Source organism: Rheinheimera hassiensis (assembly GCF_022436675.1).
In the GTDB taxonomy this organism is placed as follows: domain Bacteria; phylum Pseudomonadota; class Gammaproteobacteria; order Enterobacterales; family Alteromonadaceae; genus Alishewanella; species Alishewanella hassiensis.
On sequence record NZ_JAKUJZ010000011.1, the window covers coordinates 16,409 to 35,264 of the forward strand.

At 50.9% G+C, this 18,856-nt stretch carries 19 protein-coding genes; 7 read left to right on the top strand and 12 right to left on the bottom strand.

Features of this window, described 5'->3' with window-relative positions:
• Positions 1-160 precede the first annotated feature (160 nt).
• A complete protein-coding gene (gene trxA / locus MJX74_RS19895; protein WP_173501963.1) occupies positions 161-487 on the bottom strand; it encodes a thioredoxin TrxA in 327 nt (108 codons plus the stop codon).
• A gap of 102 nt (positions 488-589) precedes the next feature.
• Here trxA and rhlB point away from each other — a divergent pair, with 102 nt between their 5' ends.
• The gene (rhlB, locus tag MJX74_RS19900; RefSeq protein ID WP_240224760.1) at positions 590-1,876 is read left to right on the top strand and encodes an ATP-dependent RNA helicase RhlB; all 1,287 of its coding nucleotides are present in this window, start codon (positions 590-592) and stop codon (positions 1,874-1,876) included.
• Entirely contained in the window at positions 1,818-3,383 is a 1,566-nt protein-coding gene (gene gppA / locus MJX74_RS19905) for a guanosine-5'-triphosphate,3'-diphosphate diphosphatase (protein WP_338052288.1), read from the top strand. Before rhlB ends, gppA begins: the two co-directional genes overlap by 59 nt.
• Positions 3,384-3,528: 145 nt before the next feature.
• Here the strand turns inward: gppA and MJX74_RS19910 are convergent, their stop codons facing one another.
• Positions 3,529-4,125: a superoxide dismutase family protein gene (locus MJX74_RS19910; protein ID WP_240224761.1), complete on the bottom strand. Its 597-nt coding sequence runs from the start codon at positions 4,123-4,125 to the stop codon at positions 3,529-3,531.
• Between the two features lie 145 nt (positions 4,126-4,270).
• On the opposite strand from MJX74_RS19910, the gene chaB reads away from it, so the two are divergent.
• The 5 genes from chaB (at position 4,271) to MJX74_RS19935 (ending at position 11,395) form a co-directional block, all read left to right on the top strand.
• Positions 4,271-4,498: a putative cation transport regulator ChaB gene (gene chaB, locus MJX74_RS19915; protein WP_240224762.1), complete on the top strand. Its 228-nt coding sequence runs from the start codon at positions 4,271-4,273 to the stop codon at positions 4,496-4,498.
• Positions 4,499-4,618: 120 nt separating this feature from the next.
• The gene (locus MJX74_RS19920; RefSeq protein WP_240224763.1) at positions 4,619-5,392 is read left to right on the top strand and encodes a TVP38/TMEM64 family protein; all 774 of its coding nucleotides are present in this window, start codon (positions 4,619-4,621) and stop codon (positions 5,390-5,392) included.
• On the top strand, positions 5,392-7,641 hold the full coding sequence (locus MJX74_RS19925; RefSeq protein ID WP_240224764.1) for a hypothetical protein: 2,250 nt from the start codon (positions 5,392-5,394) through the stop codon (positions 7,639-7,641). Before MJX74_RS19920 ends, MJX74_RS19925 begins: the two co-directional genes overlap by 1 nt.
• Before the next feature lie 3 nt (positions 7,642-7,644).
• Positions 7,645-8,928 (top strand): glycosyltransferase, encoded by a 1,284-nt coding sequence (locus MJX74_RS19930; protein WP_240224765.1) that lies wholly within the window; start codon positions 7,645-7,647, stop codon positions 8,926-8,928.
• A gap of 49 nt (positions 8,929-8,977) precedes the next feature.
• A complete protein-coding gene (locus tag MJX74_RS19935) occupies positions 8,978-11,395 on the top strand; it encodes an endonuclease/exonuclease/phosphatase family protein (RefSeq protein ID WP_240224766.1) in 2,418 nt (805 codons plus the stop codon).
• Here the strand turns inward: MJX74_RS19935 and hemB are convergent.
• The 10 genes from hemB to ubiE form a co-directional block, all read right to left on the bottom strand.
• Entirely contained in the window at positions 11,392-12,396 is a 1,005-nt protein-coding gene (hemB, locus tag MJX74_RS19940; protein ID WP_240224767.1) for a porphobilinogen synthase, read from the bottom strand. The genes MJX74_RS19935 and hemB overlap by 4 nt on opposite strands.
• Positions 12,386-13,114: a GGDEF domain-containing protein gene (locus tag MJX74_RS19945; protein WP_240224768.1), complete on the bottom strand. Its 729-nt coding sequence runs from the start codon at positions 13,112-13,114 to the stop codon at positions 12,386-12,388. Before MJX74_RS19945 ends, hemB begins: the two co-directional genes overlap by 11 nt.
• Positions 13,107-13,907, bottom strand: a complete 801-nt coding sequence (locus MJX74_RS19950; RefSeq protein WP_240224769.1) for a TatD family hydrolase — start codon at positions 13,905-13,907, stop codon at positions 13,107-13,109. The genes MJX74_RS19945 and MJX74_RS19950 overlap by 8 nt, the downstream gene beginning before the upstream one ends.
• Positions 13,907-14,404: a hypothetical protein gene (locus tag MJX74_RS19955; protein ID WP_240224770.1), complete on the bottom strand. Its 498-nt coding sequence runs from the start codon at positions 14,402-14,404 to the stop codon at positions 13,907-13,909. Before MJX74_RS19955 ends, MJX74_RS19950 begins: the two co-directional genes overlap by 1 nt.
• A gap of 2 nt (positions 14,405-14,406) precedes the next feature.
• A complete protein-coding gene (gene tatC, locus MJX74_RS19960) occupies positions 14,407-15,162 on the bottom strand; it encodes a twin-arginine translocase subunit TatC (RefSeq protein WP_240224771.1) in 756 nt (251 codons plus the stop codon).
• The gene (gene tatB, locus MJX74_RS19965) at positions 15,152-15,472 is read right to left on the bottom strand and encodes a Sec-independent protein translocase protein TatB (protein WP_068237533.1); all 321 of its coding nucleotides are present in this window, start codon (positions 15,470-15,472) and stop codon (positions 15,152-15,154) included. Before tatB ends, tatC begins: the two co-directional genes overlap by 11 nt.
• Complete coding sequence (gene tatA / locus MJX74_RS19970) at positions 15,473-15,730, bottom strand: twin-arginine translocase TatA/TatE family subunit (RefSeq protein WP_240224772.1); 258 nt, start codon at positions 15,728-15,730, stop codon at positions 15,473-15,475.
• Positions 15,731-15,802: 72 nt separating this feature from the next.
• Positions 15,803-17,431 (bottom strand): ubiquinone biosynthesis regulatory protein kinase UbiB, encoded by a 1,629-nt coding sequence (gene ubiB / locus MJX74_RS19975; protein ID WP_240224773.1) that lies wholly within the window; start codon positions 17,429-17,431, stop codon positions 15,803-15,805.
• Positions 17,431-18,039 (bottom strand): ubiquinone biosynthesis accessory factor UbiJ, encoded by a 609-nt coding sequence (locus MJX74_RS19980; protein WP_240224774.1) that lies wholly within the window; start codon positions 18,037-18,039, stop codon positions 17,431-17,433. The genes ubiB and MJX74_RS19980 overlap by 1 nt, the downstream gene beginning before the upstream one ends.
• Complete coding sequence (gene ubiE / locus MJX74_RS19985) at positions 18,039-18,794, bottom strand: bifunctional demethylmenaquinone methyltransferase/2-methoxy-6-polyprenyl-1,4-benzoquinol methylase UbiE (protein ID WP_240224775.1); 756 nt, start codon at positions 18,792-18,794, stop codon at positions 18,039-18,041. The genes MJX74_RS19980 and ubiE overlap by 1 nt, the downstream gene beginning before the upstream one ends.
• Positions 18,795-18,856: the final 62 nt, after the last annotated feature.

The window sequence follows — 18,856 nt, forward strand, 5'->3', positions numbered from 1 at the left end:
AATGCTTATCGGTTCGATAAAATAAGGTTTGGAAGTGGTTTTTTCGACAGACAAGCGTGGTTTAGAACGTTTAATTGGCTACACAATAGCAGTTGGCTACTGGTGCGTCCAGCGTTGAAACAGAAAAAGGCGTATAAAAATACGCCTTTTTTCAATTTATTCAGATGTTACCGTCAAGAAACTCTTTCAACTGAGTTTTAGACAGTGCACCCACCTTAGTTGCGGCAACCTGACCATTTTTAAATAACAGCAGGGTAGGGATACCACGAATACCGAATTTTGGCGGCGTGTTTGGGTTGTGGTCAATATTTACCTTGGCCACAGTTACTTTGCCGGCATATTCTTTTGCCACGTCTTCCAGGATAGGAGCGATCATTTTACATGGACCGCACCACTCCGCCCAAAAGTCGACTAAAACCGGTGCATCAGCTTTTAGCACGTCGGTTTCAAAACTATCGTCAGAAACCTGTAAAATTTGTTCGCTCATTTATGTCTCCGCTAGTACGATGCAGCCCGGCTGCAAAAAAGTGTTATCAATTTAAACGTGGCTGTTCCTTATTGCAAGCGTAACGGTTATGCTTAGCGCCGTATGAATAAAACACACTTAACTTCGCATAAATTCGCCGATTTCGCATTGGCGCCACAGGTTCTTGACGCGTTAACCGCGCAAGGTTACAGCTATTGTACGCCCATTCAGGCCCAATGTTTACCACTGGCACTCGCCGGGAAAGATATTGCCGGCCAGGCCCAAACGGGTACAGGTAAAACACTGGCGTTCTTAACAGCCACTTTCCATCATTTGCTTACCCATGAGCCCAAAGGTTCTGGTCAGCCGCGTGCCATTATTATGGCCCCTACGCGTGAGCTGGCAGTACAAATTCATCAGGACGCAAAAATACTGGCTGATAAAGCCGGTTTACGTCTTGGCTTAATTTATGGGGGCGAGGGGTACGATACTCAACGCCAGTTGCTGGAAAATGGCGTAGATATTTTAATTGGTACCACAGGCCGCTTAATAGATTACTTAAAGCAAGGCTTGTACGACTTATCACAAATTCAGGTAGTGGTGCTGGACGAAGCTGATCGCATGTTCGATTTGGGCTTTATTAAAGACATCCGCTTTATGTTTAACCGTATGCCGCCGGCGACAGAGCGCTTAAGCTTGTTGTTCTCAGCTACCTTGTCTTATAAGGTACAGGAACTGGCGTTTGAGAAAATGAACCAACCGGTGCATATCCATATTGCGCCGGAAGAAATGACCGGCAGCCGCATCAGTGAAGAGCTGTTTTATCCGTCAGACGAGCACAAGCTACCGCTGCTGCTAACGCTGATGGAAGAAGAGTGGCCGGATAAAGCCATTGTTTTTGCTAACACCAAGCATTGGTGTGAAGAAGTGCACGCCTGGCTGGAAGCTGATGGCCATCGCGTTGGTTTGCTCACCGGTGATGTTATTCAGAAAAAGCGCCTGCGCATTTTAGAGGATTTCACCAGCGGCAAACTGGATATTCTGGTCGCCACAGACGTTGCTGCACGCGGTCTGCATATTCCTAAAGTAAGCCATGTATTTAATTATGACTTACCGGACGACTGCGAAGATTACGTACACCGCATTGGCCGTACTGGCCGTGCCGGTGAAAGCGGTAAAGCTATCAGTTTTGCCTGCGAGCGTTATGCGCTTAACCTGACAGCCATTGAAGACTATATTCGTCATATGGTTCCGGTAAGCCAGTACGATGCCAGCGCCCTGCTGGATGATATTAAAACGCCGAAGCCGCGGGTTCGCCGCCGCGCCGGTCAGGCCAGAACCGGCAGCCGCAGTGGCCCGGGCGGACGTAGCAGTAATGGCGCAAGAGCTCCTCGCAACCGTCCTCGTTAATCCGGCGCTGTCTGCCGACCAATCACCGCATCAGGATATCTATGCGGTGATTGATCTTGGCTCAAACAGCTTCCATATGTTGATGGTCAAGGTTGTTGGTGGCTCAGTGCAGGTTATAGGCCGGGTAAAACGCAAAGTACGCCTGGCCGCTGGTTTAAATGAAAACCTGGTACTTAGCCGCAAAGCGATGAAACGCGGCTGGGAATGTTTAGCTTTGTTTGCTGAACGGCTGCAGGATATCCCGCCACAGAATATCCGTATTGTCGGCACCGCTACGCTGCGGTTGGCAAAAAATGTTAAAACCTTTCTTAAAGAAGCCGAGGCCATTTTAGGCCAGAAAGTGACGGTTATCAGCGGTGAAGACGAAGCCCGTATTATTTATCTCGGTGTAGCCCATACCTCAAACAGTGACAGTAACCGGCTGGTGATCGACATTGGTGGCGCCAGCACCGAAGTAGTGATTGGTGCCGGTTTTACCCCGCAACTGTTGTCCAGCCTGAATATGGGTTGTGTCACTTATCTGGAACGCTATTTTAGCGACGATGAGCTCAGTGAAGATAATTTTAGCCAGGCTATCGCAGCGGCAGAACAAGAGGCCGTATCTATCGCCGAGCAATACCGGCAAACCGGCTGGCAGTTGGCAGTAGGTGCCTCTGGCACTGTGCAGGCGATGCAGGAAATACTGGTTGCTCAGGGCAAAGATGAAGTAATTACCCTAAGCCGGCTGGAAGATATTATGCAGCAGGCACTGGCGTGTGGCCGCATGGAGCAACTGACCATTGTTGGCCTGGCGCAAGAGCGTAAGCAGGTATTCCCGTCTGGCCTGGCTATTTTAATAGCCTTGTTTCGCACGCTTCACATCAATGGTATGACATTGTCCGGCGGCGCGCTGCGTGAGGGCGTGTTGTACAGTATGTTGCCGCAATTGCAACATACTGACGTGCGTAATCGCACTGTGGCCAGTTTGATGGTGCGCTATTTTATTGACCAGCGTCATGCTGAACGGGTGGCTGAAATGGCCTGCGAGCTGGCCAATCAGTTACAAAGCCGCTGGGATTTGCAGAAGTTTGAAGGGCACAGCATGCTCAGAAGTGGCGCTTTGCTGCATGAGCTGGGTTTGCTTATTGAATATAAAAATCACCATCATCATGGTGCTTATATTATTAACCATTCCGATTTGCCCGGTTTTACCCGTGCCCAGCAGCAATTGGTTATGGCGCTGGTGCATAATCATCGGGCTGATATCAGCCGCGAAATTATTGCCCGCCAAACCATGACATCAGTGCTGCTAACGGTGCGTTTAACACGTATTTTACGCCTGGCAGTGATTTTATCTATGCGTCGCCGGCATGAGGTATTGCCGCAGGTAAATATCAGCAGTAAAGGCGAGCAACTAACGTTGAACATGCCGGAAGGTTGGCTGGATCAGCATCCGCTAATGCGCGCAGAGCTGGAGCAGGAAGTGCAGTATCAGCAACAAACCGGATGGGAACTGATTATCAAGTAAAAACTGCTAACTGTTAATCGGGTAAATATTACCGCAAAGTGTGTAATTTTTGCCCAACAGCCTGCTGCCAATTAGCTATGGCAGCAGGCTGTTAGCAAGTACCGGCATATCTGTGTATACCCCTTTTACCAAACTGCAGAGGTTACTACTTTATTATGCCGCAAGCGATCGGGCTACCACTGCTGCCTGAAGGCGCGGTGGTGTAATCGTCAGATTGCTGATGCACAACCAATGACCGGTTTTTCAAGTCATCCAACTTCATCCGTCCGGCAGTTACCTCCTGTTGGTTACCGTTGCTATCAGCGAGAATCATCGGTAAGTCGCCAAGGTGACCTTGTCCGTCCGGGCCCGCATGCTGATTGGTATCCGCCGGATCCAGATGGCTGCCAGCACTGGCCGCAGCCTGGCGTTCGCCATCTTTCATTGCCGGCTCGCAGCTGGGGTTCTGATGTACGTGAAAACCATGCTCCCCCGCCTGAAGGCCCTGTAACTCGGGTTTAAATACCAAGCCGTCTGCTGTTTCGCGAACCGTAATGGTACCGGCACTATCGCCAATACCGTCGGCAGTAACCTTGTTCATTCTTATAGTGATAGTGTTAGCAGTATACCGGTCTTTGTCTACTGCATTACCTGATACAGGCGCAGTGGTGCCACTGGGTGCGGCAGGTGGGTTAGGGTCAGGGTTGCAGCCTAATAACAGGCCTGCAGCGAGTAACGGCAAGGGCAATATCCGCAATTTCATAATAACCTCCTTCAGTGTTGAGTAAGTAACAAGAACCGCAATGACTCAGTTGCAAGTTCGGCGCCAACCCCGATGTTAAGAAAAATGGCATGAGCTTTGCGTTCTGATTGGAACAACACACTGTGGCGACAGCTGGAGACATTTTATGCCTTATAACAATCACCGCGAACTGCCCGATGCCGTAAAAGACAATTTACCAAGCCATGCCCAGGACATTTACCAGGAGGCGTTTAACAGTGCCTGGGATGAATATGCCGATCCGGATAAACGCCGCGGCGATGACAGCCGGGAAGAGGTCGCGCATAAAGTAGCCTGGGCAGCGGTAAAGCACAGCTATGAGAAGAATGAGGCGGGTAATTGGGTAAAAAAATAGCAGGCATTAACGGCTGATTGGCAGCGTGAGATTCATCAGACGTACAGCTTGGTAAACTATACCTGTTAATTAACGGTAAATGAGCCGGTGGGCAAAGAACCTTTGGGGGAATAGATCATAGTGGCATCAGGTACTGCACAAAACGGTAAAACGGCAAAGAGCCCGTCAAAACCACACAGCAATATGTCGGCGATATTGGGTGTTATCGGCAGCTTATTGTTTGTCGCTGCCGTGCTGATATTGCTGGTGCATTTTGGTGTGCATAAAGAGGTGTTGCAACTGCTGGAGTGGTTTAAGCAACAAGGCGCCTGGGCGCCGGTGCTGTTTATGTTAATTATGGCAGCGGTAGTTGTGTTGCTGCTGCCGGGGGCATTATTTACCGTGGGGGCCGGCTTTGTTTTCGGCGTGGCGGCGGGCTCGGTCTACGTATTGCTGGGTACCACCGTTGGTGCCGTGTTAGCGTTTTTGATTGCACGCTACTGTTTTGGCCAGCGCGCCAGAGAATTTGTTATGGCGCGGGCAAAGCTAAAGTTGGTAAACGACGAGCTGACGCCAAATGGCTGGAAGATAGTGCTGCTAACGCGTCTGATCCCGTTTTTCCCCGGTAAAATTTCCAATTACTTTTTTGGTTTAACTCAGTTCTCGCTACGGGGATATATTGGTGGCTCCTTGCTGGGTTTTATTCCGTTTACTGTGCACAACGTGTATCTGGGCTCGTTAATTGCTGATATTTCCAGCTTTGATTTTACCTCACGCGAGCGTTCGATGTGGGAGTGGGGCCTGTATGCCGGCGGCCTGTTGGCGGCTATTGCAGTGATTATTTATCTTAACCGTCTGGCCAGCCGGGCGCTGGCGCAATATACCGAACAAGACACACAAAAGGAGCCTGACTGATGACCTGGTTAAAATGGCTGCCGTGGCGTTATGTGGTGCGCTATGTTGCACACAAACATGGCTTTATAGATCCTATTGCCTTGCTGGCACGGCTGCATAATTTTGCCCAGCCATCAGAGGTCGGTGAACCGATTGAGCTGCTGCGTGCCGGTGTGGTGTTTCATGCCCGCGGCCTGATTAACAGCCGGGTGATTCAGCATAATCTGGATTGGGTATGGCCATATTGGATTGAACGGCAATTTGACCCTTACGATGCGTCGTTTATCCCGCGGGCTTTTTCCATTACCCATATTAACCTGACCCACCGTAACTGGACGGCCATAGGTTTGCCGGATTGCCCTGAGTTACCGATTGTTGACCCCAGAGGTTTGCTGACGCCATTTTTGGATGGCTGGTCGCTGGATGCCTGGATTATGCCGCAGCAGGGGGAGTATTTATTGCCGTCCAGAGCGGTGCAGTCTCAGCAAGAATTGCGAATGGCTGGCGATATCAGTATCCGTACAGAAACTGTGCTGCATGGTATGGCGCTGGTCACTCAGGCATCTGTTGAGCTTGAAGACGGCATTGCGGTATGTAAATTGCGGTTACGTGCAAAGGCAGACCAGCAAGGCTATCTGGTGCTGGCACTGCGGCCGCAAAACCCGGAAGGCATCAGTTTTATTCACCGTGTAAGGCTAAACTCAGACCGAACGGCCTGGCAGGTTGATGACAATAAGCGGGTAGAGTTTAGCCGCAAGGCTGAGCGGCATCATGTCTCTACCTATCGCCAGGGTGATGTTTACATTCATCTGAAAGATGCACAGGAGCAGACCGATGGCGTCTGTGACGTTGGTATGGTTACTGCTGCAGCGTTGTTTGCGTTGCCAGCTGACGAGTGGCAGGAACTGGAAGTCTCTGTGCCGCTGACAACTGAACGCAATGACCAGTTGCAGACAGACGCCTGGCGGCAGGAGCAGCAGAAAACCTGCAAGCTGACCTGCCCGGATGCGCACTATCAATTTTTATATGACGCTGCTATCACATCGCTAATTTTACACTCGCCGGAAGATGTTTACCCCGGCCCTTATACTTACAAACGGTTCTGGTTTCGTGATGCGGCTTTTATTATTCATGCCTTACTATGTGCCGGCCTGACTGAACGTGCTGAGCGGGCACTGAACCAGTTCCCACCGCGCCAGACATTATTGGGTTATTTTCGTTCGCAGGAAGGCGAGTGGGATGCCAATGGTGAAGTGTTATGGATCCTCAAGCGCTATTTTGATTTGACCGGCCGCAAAATGCCCGCCGACTGGCATGGTCCGGTGCAAAGCGGGGCGCGCTGGATAATCCGTAAACGCCTGTCGGATAAGCTTGATGCACCTCATGCCGGCTTACTACCGCCAGGTTTTAGTGCCGAACACCTTGGACCGAACGATTACTACTACTGGGATGATTTTTGGGGTGTAGCCGGTTTACAGGCAGCTTCAGCCTTGTTTGGCGATACGGATCTGAAGCAAAAACACGAGTTTGCTCAGGCTGCAACCAACTTTAGTTCAGCGATAGATAGAAGCCTGGCCCATTGCGCAACACGCTTAAAGCGTCCCGGCATGCCGGCATCGCCCTACCGGCGGCTGGATGCCGGAGCCATTGGTTCACTGGCTGCGGGTTACCCGGCACAGTTATGGGCGCCTGACGACCCCCGGCTGCTGGATACGGTCGAATTTCTGTTGCAGCGTTGCTTTGTTAAAGATGCCTTTTATCAGGACATGATTCACTCAGGGCTGAACGCCTACTTAACTCTGCATGTGGCGCAGGTTTTGTTGCGGGCGAAAGACCCGCGTTATCTGACGTTAATGGATGCGGTAGCTGCACTGGCATCACCTACCGGGCAGTGGCCTGAGGCTATTCACCCGGCTACCGGTGGTGGTTGTATGGGGGATGGTCACCATGTTTGGGCGGCTGCCGAGTGGTTACTGATAATACGTAACTGTTTTGTCCGTGAAGAAGGCCAGCATCTGGTGTTATGTAGTGGTGTACCTCAGCGCTGGCTGGCTCCGGGGGAGCCAGTCTACTTTGGCCCGGCTCCCACCAGTTTTGGCAGTATCAGTATAGAGATCACTGTCTGCGCTGAAGAGGGGGTTGTAGTGAAATGGCAAGCTGATTGGCATAACGGCAGTGCACCTGCAATGGAAATAGCCTTGCCCGGCTATCAGACAGAAACGGCGCAGGCTATGGCTGGCTCTGTGACGCTAAGTAAACAGGAGTCGTAACAAATGAATATTGCGATATTCACCAATACTTTTACCCCGCATGTTGGTGGGGTGGCACGTTCAGTTGAGGCCTTTGTGGCGGAATATCGCAAACTGGGGCACAGGGTTTTAGTGGTGGCACCTGAGTTTGCCAATATGCCGGAGCAGGAAACGGATGTCTTCCGCGTTGCTGCTATCCAGAACTTTAATGCCAGTGATTTTTCTGTGGCTCTGCCATTTGTTGATCAGTTAAGCGAAGTGCTCGATGAGTTTGCGCCTGACATTATTCATTCACAGCATCCATTTCTGCTGGGCATGACAGCGCTGCGTACAGCACGTTACCGTCAGATCCCGTTGGTATTTACCCATCATACGCTGTACGAGCAGTACACCCATTATGTGCCTGGCGATTCTTCCACCATGCAACGCTTTGCGGTAGAACTTGCAACCCGCTATGCCAATTTGTGTGATCAGGTGATCGCGCCAAGCAAGAGTATTGCGGACTTACTGCAGCAGCGCGGTGTTAACACGCCGATAGAAGTGGTACCCACCGGCGTGTACCCGCAGCGATTTGCCAGCGGTGACGGCGCAGCTGTACGCAAGCAGTATGCTATTGCCGCAGAAGCCACAGTAATTGGACACTTAGGGCGGTTGGCACCCGAGAAGAACCTGGCCTTTTTGGCCCATGCTGTAGCAAATGTCGCCGTAGAAAAGCCCGAAGTGCATTTTCTGGTGATAGGCGCCGGCCCGTCTGAGCAGGAAGTTGAGCACATTTTTGCTCAGGCTGGTGCCGCCGATCGGTTACATATGACCGGTGTTTTACAGCAGCAAGCCCTGATAGATGCACTGCACGCGATGGATGTTTTTGCCTTTGCTTCATGCAGCGAAACACAGGGCATAGTGCTGACAGAAGCGATGGCCGCAGGGCTGCCTGTGGTTGCGCTGGACGCCAGCGGTGTACGCGAAGTGGTGCAGCACGAACGTAACGGCCTGTTAATTCAGGAACATACGACAGCAGCCTTTGCCCGCGCGCTGAAGCAAATAACGGCGGCGACAGCGCAGCAACGTGAAACATTAAAGCAGGGCGCAAAGGCAACAGCAGAAGAGCATGCTATGTCGCGCTCAGCGGCAAAAGCGTTGCAGTGCTTTCGCGCCCTGGCTGAGCATCAGCCGGGTACACCAAAGGGAGAGCGGGACTGGGAAGATGCGCTGGCCTGGGTAAAAGCAGAATGGGATATTCTGCGCAGCATGGCTGAAGCCGGCACGGCTGCAGTTGGCAGCACGTTATTTGCTACCAGTGAGGAGTAGCGGGCAGTTAATCACTTTTTACCGGGATAATGGTGTAAGGCGGAGGAGTATGATCATTCGGGTTTCAGTATGGCTGCGCTGGTTAAGACGGGCTGTAAGCCGCAGCCGCTGTCTGGCGAGGCTATTACAATTACCGGTTTCAAAAGGGTCGGCCGTGCGGCCGGGGCTGATTATGCTGCAAATAGACGGCCTGTCCAAAATTGAATTAGAGCGGGCGCTGGACCGCGGCGAGATGCCGTTTTTATGCCGTTTACTACAGCGGGAACACTACAGCCTGCATGCTCAGTACTCCGGCTTACCAGCAACGACGCCGGCGGTACAGGCTGAGTTATTTTATGGTATCCCCGGGGCAGTGCCAGCCTTCTCTTTTTGTGACCACCGTACCGGTAAGATAGTGCGGATGCTACAACCTGATACTGCGGCACAGGTAGAACAGCGCTTGGCCGGGCAGACCAAAGCGGCGCTATTAAAAGATGGCAGTGTCTATGCTGACATGTTTACCGGCGGTGCTGCTGAATCGCACTTTTGTGCTTCTTCACTGGGTTGGGGCTCTGCCTTGCGTAGCGCCAACCCGTTGGTATTGTTGGTGCTGTTTATAACCAATTTGTACAGTGTGCTGCGTATTGCCGGTCTGTTTTGTCTCGAAGTTGGCCTGGCACTGCGTGATTTTTTTCGCGGGCAGGTAAAAGGGCACGATTTTTTTAATGAACTCAAGTTTGTACCAACCCGGGTTGCGATCTCTATTGTGCTGCGGGAGTTGTGTGTCATCGGCGGTAAGATTGACCTTAGCCGCGGTATGCCGATAGTACATATTAATTTTCTTGGCTACGACGAGCAGTCACACCGGCGCGGGCCCTCGTCCCGCTTTGCGCATTGGACGTTAAAAGGCATCGACGACAGCATCGCCAGATTATGGCGGGCGGCGCACCGTTCTGAGTGGCGTAACTATGAAGTCTGGATCCACTCTGACCATGGGCAGGCAAAAGTCGTCCAGTATAGCCAATTGCACGGCTATCCGTTGCAACATGCGGTTGAGCAGTGCTTTGACAGGCTCTCATCGGAGTCACCATTAGCGCGGTCTGCAGCAAAAGGCGGCATTCAGACCCAGCGTGTCAGATTACTGGGTGGTAAACGGGTGCAGCGTGTGTTTGCGGTCGAGCGCAGTGAAGACAGTGACGCCGACGATGGCATCAAAGTCGCGGCATTAGGGCCTGTTGGCCATATCTATGCACCGCAGCCGTTATCAGAACCTGAGCTGCATTTTATTGCTACTGAACTGGCGACACGCTATCAGGTACCGATAGTGCTGACGGTTGAAAGCGAGCAGTGTTTGCGGGCCACGACCAGTGATGGGGATTATTATTTACCAAAGGACGCTGCTGAGTTGTTCGGCAGCGAACATCCGTTTCTGGACAGCCTGAGCGACGATTTGCTGAGATTGTGCCATCATGCCGATGCCGGTGATCTGGTGGTGATGGGCTGGCGTGAAGGGCTGACACCATTGACCTTTGCTGATGAGAATGGCGCGCACGCCGGTGCCACGCCGGAGGAGACCACAGGTTTTGCGCTGCTGCCTGCTGATGTTGCGCTGCCACCAGCAGGCAGCCGCTATATGCGGCCGTACGATTTATATCAGGCTGCGCTGCACTATCTGGGCCGCACAAGCCGTCAGCCGGTGACACGTGACAAAACACGAGCTGACACTGCTGAAGGCTTGCGCGTGATGACATACAACGTGCACAGTTGTATTGGCCTGGATGGCAAGGTAGATATAGAGCGGGTGGCCAGAGTGATTGCGCAGGCTAACCCCGATGTGGTTGCGCTGCAGGAGTTGGATGTTGGGCGTGATCGCAGCCTGGGTTTAGATCAGGCTCAGCTTATTGCCCGTTATCTGCAAATGGAGTTTCATTTTCATCCGGCCATGCATATGGAGGAAGAGCGTTATGGCGATGCCATTTTAACTCGGTTGCCGCTAAGGCTAATTAAGGCCGGGCCATTACCGGGGCTTGCTGACAAGCCGAAATTGGAGCCGCGAGGTGCGATCTGGGCTGCTGTAGAGTTTAATGGCCAGGAAGTACAGATTATTAATACCCATCTGGGGCTGCAGCCCCGCGAGCGACTGGCGCAGATTGACTGTTTATTGGGTAAGGACTGGCTGGGCCACCCTGACTGTCGCGGACCGGTGGTATTGTGTGGTGATTTGAATGCGCAGCCTAACTCGCAAGTGTGCCGACGTATTGCTGCACAGCTGCAAGATTCGCAAACCGTGCTGGCACAGCACCGGCCAGCAGGTACTTTCCCCAGCCGGTTTGCTGCATTACGCATTGATCATATTTTTGTCAGCCAGGCTGTGGCGGTAACAGCCATTACCATACCTGGCTCTCAATTGGCGAAAGTGGCCTCGGACCATTTACCCTTGCTGGCGCAATTGCGCATCCCGCGTGACACAGCCCCGGTAGCGGATTAAGCCTGCTTAAGCCAAATGGCTGCTTTTTTGGCAAAATAGGTTAAAATGCCATCGGCGCCGGCGCGTTTAAATGCCAGTAATGATTCCATAATAACCGGTTGCTCTGCCAGCCAGCCATTTTGAATGGCGGCCATATGCATGGCATATTCGCCACTGACCTGATAGGCAAACGTTGGCACGCCAAATTCATCTTTTACCCGGCGTACTATATCCAGGTATGGCATACCGGGTTTCACCATTACCATATCGGCGCCTTCTTCCAGGTCTTGCGCTACTTCGTGTAAGGCTTCATTGCTGTTTGCCGGGTCCATCTGGTAGGTTTTTTTATTGCCGCCTTTTAAATTACCGGCAGAGCCTACCGCATCACGAAACGGACCATAGTAGCTGGACGCATATTTGGCCGAATAGGCCATAATACGGGTATTAATAAAACCTGCGTCTTCCAGTGCTTCGCGAATAGCACCAATGCGGCCGTCCATCATATCTGATGGCGCTATGACATCAGCACCGGCTTGGGCGTGCGACAAGGACTGCTTCACCAGTGCAGCGGTGGTAATATCATTGATGACATAACCGTTGTCATCAATAATGCCGTCCTGGCCATGGGTGGTGAAAGGATCCAGTGCTACATCGGTAATAATACCAAGCTCAGGTACATGTTGCTTGAGTAAACGCACCGCGCGTTGTGCTAACGCATCCGGGTTCCAGGCTTCTTCAGCCTGCAGTGACTTTTTATCTGCTGCGGTAACCGGAAACAGTGCGATGGCCGGAATACCCAGTTCTGCCAGCTCTTTTGCTTCAGTCAATAACAGGTCCAGGCTCAGGCGCTCAATACCCGGCATAGAGGCAATGGCTTCGCGTTTATTATCACCTTCGATAATAAACATCGGGTAAATTAAGTCATTCACTGTCAGCTGGTTTTCTGCCATTAACCGGCGGCTAAAGTCGTGTTCACGCATACGGCGTAACCGGCTGGCGGGGAAAAAACGGTTAGTATTCATGTAGCTCTCCTGTGCGCTCAGGGCTTATTTTACGTTGCCCTGGCGGATAACTTTGTACCTGATTTCTACCGTTGGCTTTAGCGCTGTATAAGGCTTTGTCGGCGAAATTTATATATTCGTCACAATCGCTTTGTGTACCCGGAATAGCGCTGTAACAACCCGCACTTAGGGTAACTGCCGGTTGCTGCGTGCTGCTGTCCAGCTGCTGGCGGATTTGCTCGGCTAAATCTGCTGCGCCATCCAGATCGGTGTTGGGCAGTATCAGGGCAAATTCTTCACCGCCGTAGCGGCATAACTTATCGCCCGGGCGTTTTACCAATTGCTGAATTAAGCGGGCGACTGTTTTTATCACCTGATCACCGGCCAGATGGCCATGAGTGTCATTAACTTGTTTAAAGTAATCAATATCCAGCAATACCAGTGCAAGTGGACGTTGTTCGCGGCGGCTACGTTTTAATTCTGCCTGCATTTGCCGGTTAAAATAAGCGCGGTTAAATACACCTGAAAGGGCATCAGTTTCGGTTTGCTGCTGCAATAACTGGTTTTTTTCTGCCAGTTCTTCCAGTGCAATTTGCAGCTCAAAACTGTGGCTGCGTAACTGGCTTTCCAGCTCTGCAGCGGTGCGTTGCCAGCGCATGAGCTTAATGGCTCCAAGTACGCCTGCGATACCAATGCCGGTTATGATGCCGATAAAAAAGTACGGTAATAGTTCAGGCATAAACCGTGCTCAATGTGGGTTGAAAGCCAAACAGCCGCTGGCTATTGTGCCATGTCAGCGTTGCCAGTTCATCCATGGTGCGGTTAGTTAGCCGGGCGACCATTTGGGCAATAACCGGCAGGTAGGCGGGTTCGTTACGGCGGCTTTTGGGTTTAGGCTGCATTGTGCGGGGCAGCAAATAAGGTGCATCGGTTTCCAGTAACAGCCTGTCAGATGGGATATAGCGTAGCGCCTGTTGTAGTGCTTCACCGCGGCGTTCATCACATACCCAACCGGTAATACCTATATAAAGCCCCAGATCCAGATAGGCCTTTAACTGCTGCACATCGCCGGTAAAACAATGCGTTACACCGTGGCTGATCTGTTGCTCTTTTAGCATGGCAAGCTGAGTAGTGAAGGCATCGCGCTCATGCAGATAAACTGGCTTGCCATACTGCCGGGCCAGTTGTAACTGTTCAGCAAAAACGAGTTGTTGCTGCTCTCTGGGCGAAAAATCACGGTTAAAATCGAGACCACACTCACCGATAGATATCACTTCAGCTTGTCTGCTTAATTCCTGCAACTGTATTAGCCAATCTGGCCTGACATTAGCTGCCTGATGTGGATGCACGCCAGCTGTACTGCAACAGCCGCGGTGTTGCTGGCAAAAAGCAATATTTTGTCTGCTCTCATCGATATCGCTGCCAATCAGCACTAATTGAGCTACGCCGGCCAGTGCGGCGCGCTCAACTACAGCAGCCCTGTCGCTATCGAACTGGCTGCTGAACAGATTGACACCGATATCACACCACATTACTGTTCGCGCCGGACACGAATAGTGCGGTTATTCTTATCGCTACCAAGAAAAAATGAGCTAAGCACGCCGCGTTTTATATAATGTTGCTCACCGGCAGCGATTTTATAGTAGTCAGTACCATTCTGGCGCCAAATCTGGCCATTATCAAACTCGACAATCAGCTCTTTAAGCGGGCTGTAACGTACCTCTTTAACGCTCAGGTAAATTTTATCCGGCGCGTCTTCGTCTACTTTGCGGTGCTCAATACCAAAGTCTGCTTCAGGCTGTTTTTGTACGGTGGTGTTAGCAGCCGGTACTGCTACAGTTGTTACGGGCGATACAGCAGTATTACCTGGCGATGTAGCACTTGCTGTTACTGCCGAAATAGCGTCATAACAGGTTAAGCGACGTAAGGCATTTTGTTCAGCGCGGCACAGCTCAAGCGCTTGATCTAATGGTATAGCCGCAACCGGCAGGCTGGTTACGGCAACTAATGCCGCTAACATTAATTTCATTATCAATCTTCCTGTTTCTCTTCTGTGTTTTCGGTAGTCGCTGGCTGATAAAAGCGACTGAGTGCAAGACCTAGCTCAAATAGTAACCACATAGGTACCGCAAGTAAGGTTTGTGACAGCACATCAGGCGGTGTTAATAACATACCTAAAATAAAGGCGCCAACAATAATATATGGCCGCTTTTCTGCCAGCTCGGCGCGTGTAGTAACACCGGTCCACACCATCAGCAAAATGGCTACCGGGATTTCAAACGATAAGCCAAAAGCAAAAAATAGCTTCAGCACAAAATCAAGGTAATTACTGATATCGGTAGCGACTGTGACACCTTCAGGTGCAACGCTGGTAAAAAAACCAAAAATAATAGGAAATACAATATAGTAAGCAAAAGCTATACCGCTATAAAACAGCAAAGTGCTGCTCACGACCAGTGGAGCCATCAGCCGCTTTTCGCGGCTATACAAAGCCGGTGCAATAAATTGCCATACTTGCAGCAGGATATAAGGAATAGCGACGCATATCGCAACAATAAAGGTTAATTTAAACGGCGCAAAAAAGGGGGCAGCAACATCGGTTGCAATCATGCTGCTATTTTCCGGCAACACCGCCATCAGCGGTTGTGCCAGTATGTGATATATCTCTTGCGCAAAAGCCGCCAGGCCAGCGAAGACAACTATTACCGCCACTACGCAGCGCAACAAGCGGTTGCGCAGCTCTATTAAATGTCCAAGCAAACTGTCGGGGCTGGCGTTAAAGCTCATGTTTATTATCTTTACTGCTGGTTATCGACGAAATAGGTGTGTTTACATCAGCCGCCGCTTGTTTTAACTCAGCCAGGGCAGCTTTTTCTTGCTCTGTCAGGTTAAGTAAGCCCTTAGCTTCTGCATCTTTTAATTTCTGATGCAGCTCATGGGCGCGTAAATCATCGTTTAACTCTGCCTGCATTTGCTGGCCAAACTGCTTAATACTGCGCACTGTTTTCTGCACTGAGCGAATGGCACCGGGCAACCGCTCAGGCCCCAGCACCAGCAAGGCTACGATGCCAATAACAACCAGCTCCCAGAAGCCCATTTACACTTTGTCTTTAGTGTCGCTGGACGCGCTAGCCGCATTTTTATCAGCGCTGCTACCTGCTTTACTTTGTTCGTTTAGCTGAGCAGGCTGCTCTGCAGTTTCATCATCAGATGGCGAGTCTTTAATTGAACTGCGAAAACCTTTTATGGCTGAACCCAAATCTGTGCCTATGCCGCGCAGCTTTTTGGTGCCAAACAGTAAAACAATGATGGCTAAAACAATAAGTAACTGCCAAATACTGATATTGCCGAACATGGTGTTTCCTCTGATTAATGCCGGACACTGGTTGTGTCTGGCGCAGTATATGTCGTTGTTATGACAAATCTGTTATCGCACTAATGCTTTAACGCCAAAGCCAGCACTTACTGCCAGCAGTAATACGGCCAGAGTGTGGCTGCCGATACTGAACACTATACTAGCACTGATCAGTGCTGCCGCTGCAAAAGTAGCCGCAACTATTTGCTGTCTGGTCTTTTGCTGTTGCCCGGCCAGTTGCTGCAGTTGCTGTAACAGTTGTCTTTGCTGCCTCGGGCCTTGTTCAAGATACTGATGCAGCAGATTTGGCATCTGTGGTAGCTTCTCAGCCCAAAACGGCAGGTTTTCTTTAACCTGACGCCATATAGCCGGTAAACCAACCTGCTGTTTAACCCAGTTTTCCAGAAACGGTTTCGCTGTTTTCCATAAATCCAGTTGCGGATACAACTGACGCCCCAAGCCTTCAATATACAACAGTGTTTTCTGTAATAACACCAGCTGCGGCTGAACTTGCATATCAAAACGTCTGGCAGTGCTGAAAAGATTCAGCAGTACATGACCAAAAGAGATTTCTGCCAGCGGTTTTTGAAAAATCGGTTCGCATACGGTACGAATAGCGCTCTCAAATTCTTCTACCTTGGTATGGGCCGGAACCCAGCCCGAGTCCACATGTAACTGGGCCACTTTCTTATAGTCGCGGTTAAAAAAGGCGACAAAATTTTCTGCCAGATAGCGCTTATCTTCCGCATTTAAGGTACCAACAATGCCGCAATCAATGCCAATGTATTTTGGGTTTTCCGGGGTTTCCCGAGAGACAAAAATATTGCCCGGATGCATATCGGCATGAAAGAAGCTGTCGCGGAACACCTGAGTGAAAAATACTTCCACGCCACGTTTGGCCAGTAATTCCATATCGGTATTTTGTGCCTGTAACGCGGCGATATCAGACACAGGTATGCCGTAGATCCGTTCCATCACCATCACATTAGCGCGGCTGTAATCGCTGTAGACGAAGGGAATATATAGCGAGTCTGAGCCTTCAAAATTACGCCGTAGTTGAATAGCGTTAGCGGCTTCACGCTGCAGGTCCAGTTCATCCAGAATAGTTTTACGGTATTCTGACACCACTTCGCGTGGTCGCAATCGTTTACCATCGGGTAAGAAACGGGCCGCAGCATCAGCCAGCGTTTCCATCAGTGCTAAATCTGCCATAATCTGGCGCTTGATATCTGGGCGGATCACTTTAATAACAACATCTGCCACAGTGCCATCGGCCTGGAGCAATTTTGCGGTATGCACCTGGGCAATTGAGGCGGACGCAAGCGGAGTTTGGTTAAAATCAACAAACAGCTGAGCAATATTTTCCAACTCCAGCGCCTGTTCAATCAGTAGTTGTGCCTGGGCTCCGTCAAAAGGCGGTACTTTATCCTGCAGTTTAGCCAGTTCGTCGGCCAATTGTGGTGGAAACAGATCACGGCGGGTAGAAAGCATCTGGCCAAATTTCACCCAGACCGGGCCAAGGCTTTGCAGAGCCAGCCGCAACCTTACACCAACCGGCTGGTCCAGATGGCGGTTACGCAACCAAAACAAACTACGGCGCAACATCCGCGCATACCAGGGTTGCCATTGTGCAGGGACCAGTTCATCCAGGCCGAACTGCAACAACGTTTTCTGGATTTGATAAAAACGGCTGATACGCACTATAACTCCTGGAGGGCTTGCAGTTGCTGCTGCAAAACATCAGCTTTGGCTGCCAATTCACTAACTGCGCTACTAAACTGCGTCATTTCGGCGGCGGTGGGTGTTAACTGCAGTTCATCCTGTGCCAGTTCAGTGCCAAGCTGCTGCAAAGCTGCCGTTTTATTGCTCAGATACTGGTGTATCTGCTGTATGCTGACGGCAACTTTATGTGCAGCGGCATCACCGACATAAGCAGACAGTGTTTGTTGCCAGTCTGGATCAAGTTGCTGGAAAAAATGACTGTATTGCTGCGCAACCTGAATATCGCCGTCTATCTGCAGTGCATCGGCTTTTATCAGCCTGGTTAGCTGGCTGGGGTCGCGCAGCAGGCGCAGGCTGGCTAAATCGGTTGCAATGGCACAGTCTGTAGCTTCGTCATGCTGATTAAATAAAATGCCCCGAGCATTGGCACTGAGTACCAGCGTAACGGGCCATTCCCGCAGTCGGAACGACAACTGCTTACCGTGCAGCCGGCTAAGCCTGCCGGCGGCGTGTGGGTCCATAGCGATTAACCTGGCCATGGTTTTTTCTGCCACGGCGCACAGCAGCTGGGGCAGTAAAGGCAACATCAGAATTTATAACCCCGGTGCAGTGCTACTATGCCGCCGGTTAGATTGTGGTAGCTGACTTCGGCAAAACCTGCATCCTGCATCATGCTTTTCAGCGTTTCCTGATCCGGGTGCATGCGGATAGACTCAGCCAGATACTGGTAGCTTTCTTTATCGTTTGCAACCAACTGGCCAATAGTGGGCAGTAGTTTAAACGAGTACAGATCATACACTTTACTTAGCCATTGCTGTTCTGGTTTGGAAAACTCCAGCACCAGCAAGCGGCCACCTGGCTTTAATACCCGAAACATAGAGCGCAGTGCTGCGTCTTTATCCGTCACGTTACGCAAGCCAAAACCAATGCTGATAATATCAAAACTGTTGTCGGCAAAGGGCAGGGCTTCGGCATTGGCCTGCACATACTCAATATTGTTCACTAAGCCCAGATCACGCAGTTTGTCGCGGCCAACATTAAGCATAGAGGCATTAATATCTGCCAGCACTACTTTACCACTTGGCCCGACCCGTTTTGAAAACAATGCCGTGATATCACCGGTACCACCAGCCAGATCAAGTACCTGCTGGCCAGGGCGCACGCCGCTGCAGTCAATGGTAAACCGTTTCCATAAGCGGTGAATACCAAGCGACATTAAGTCATTCATCACATCATACTTGGCGGCTACCGAGTGAAACACATTCGCTACCATCGACACCTTCTGCTCGGCGGCAACAGTTTTATAGCCAAAGTGCGTAGTGTTAGGGTTGTGATCTGTCATGCTGCAGGCCTGTTGGCAAAGAAATGTGGCTAGTGTAAAAGATAAAGCCGCGACAGCCAACT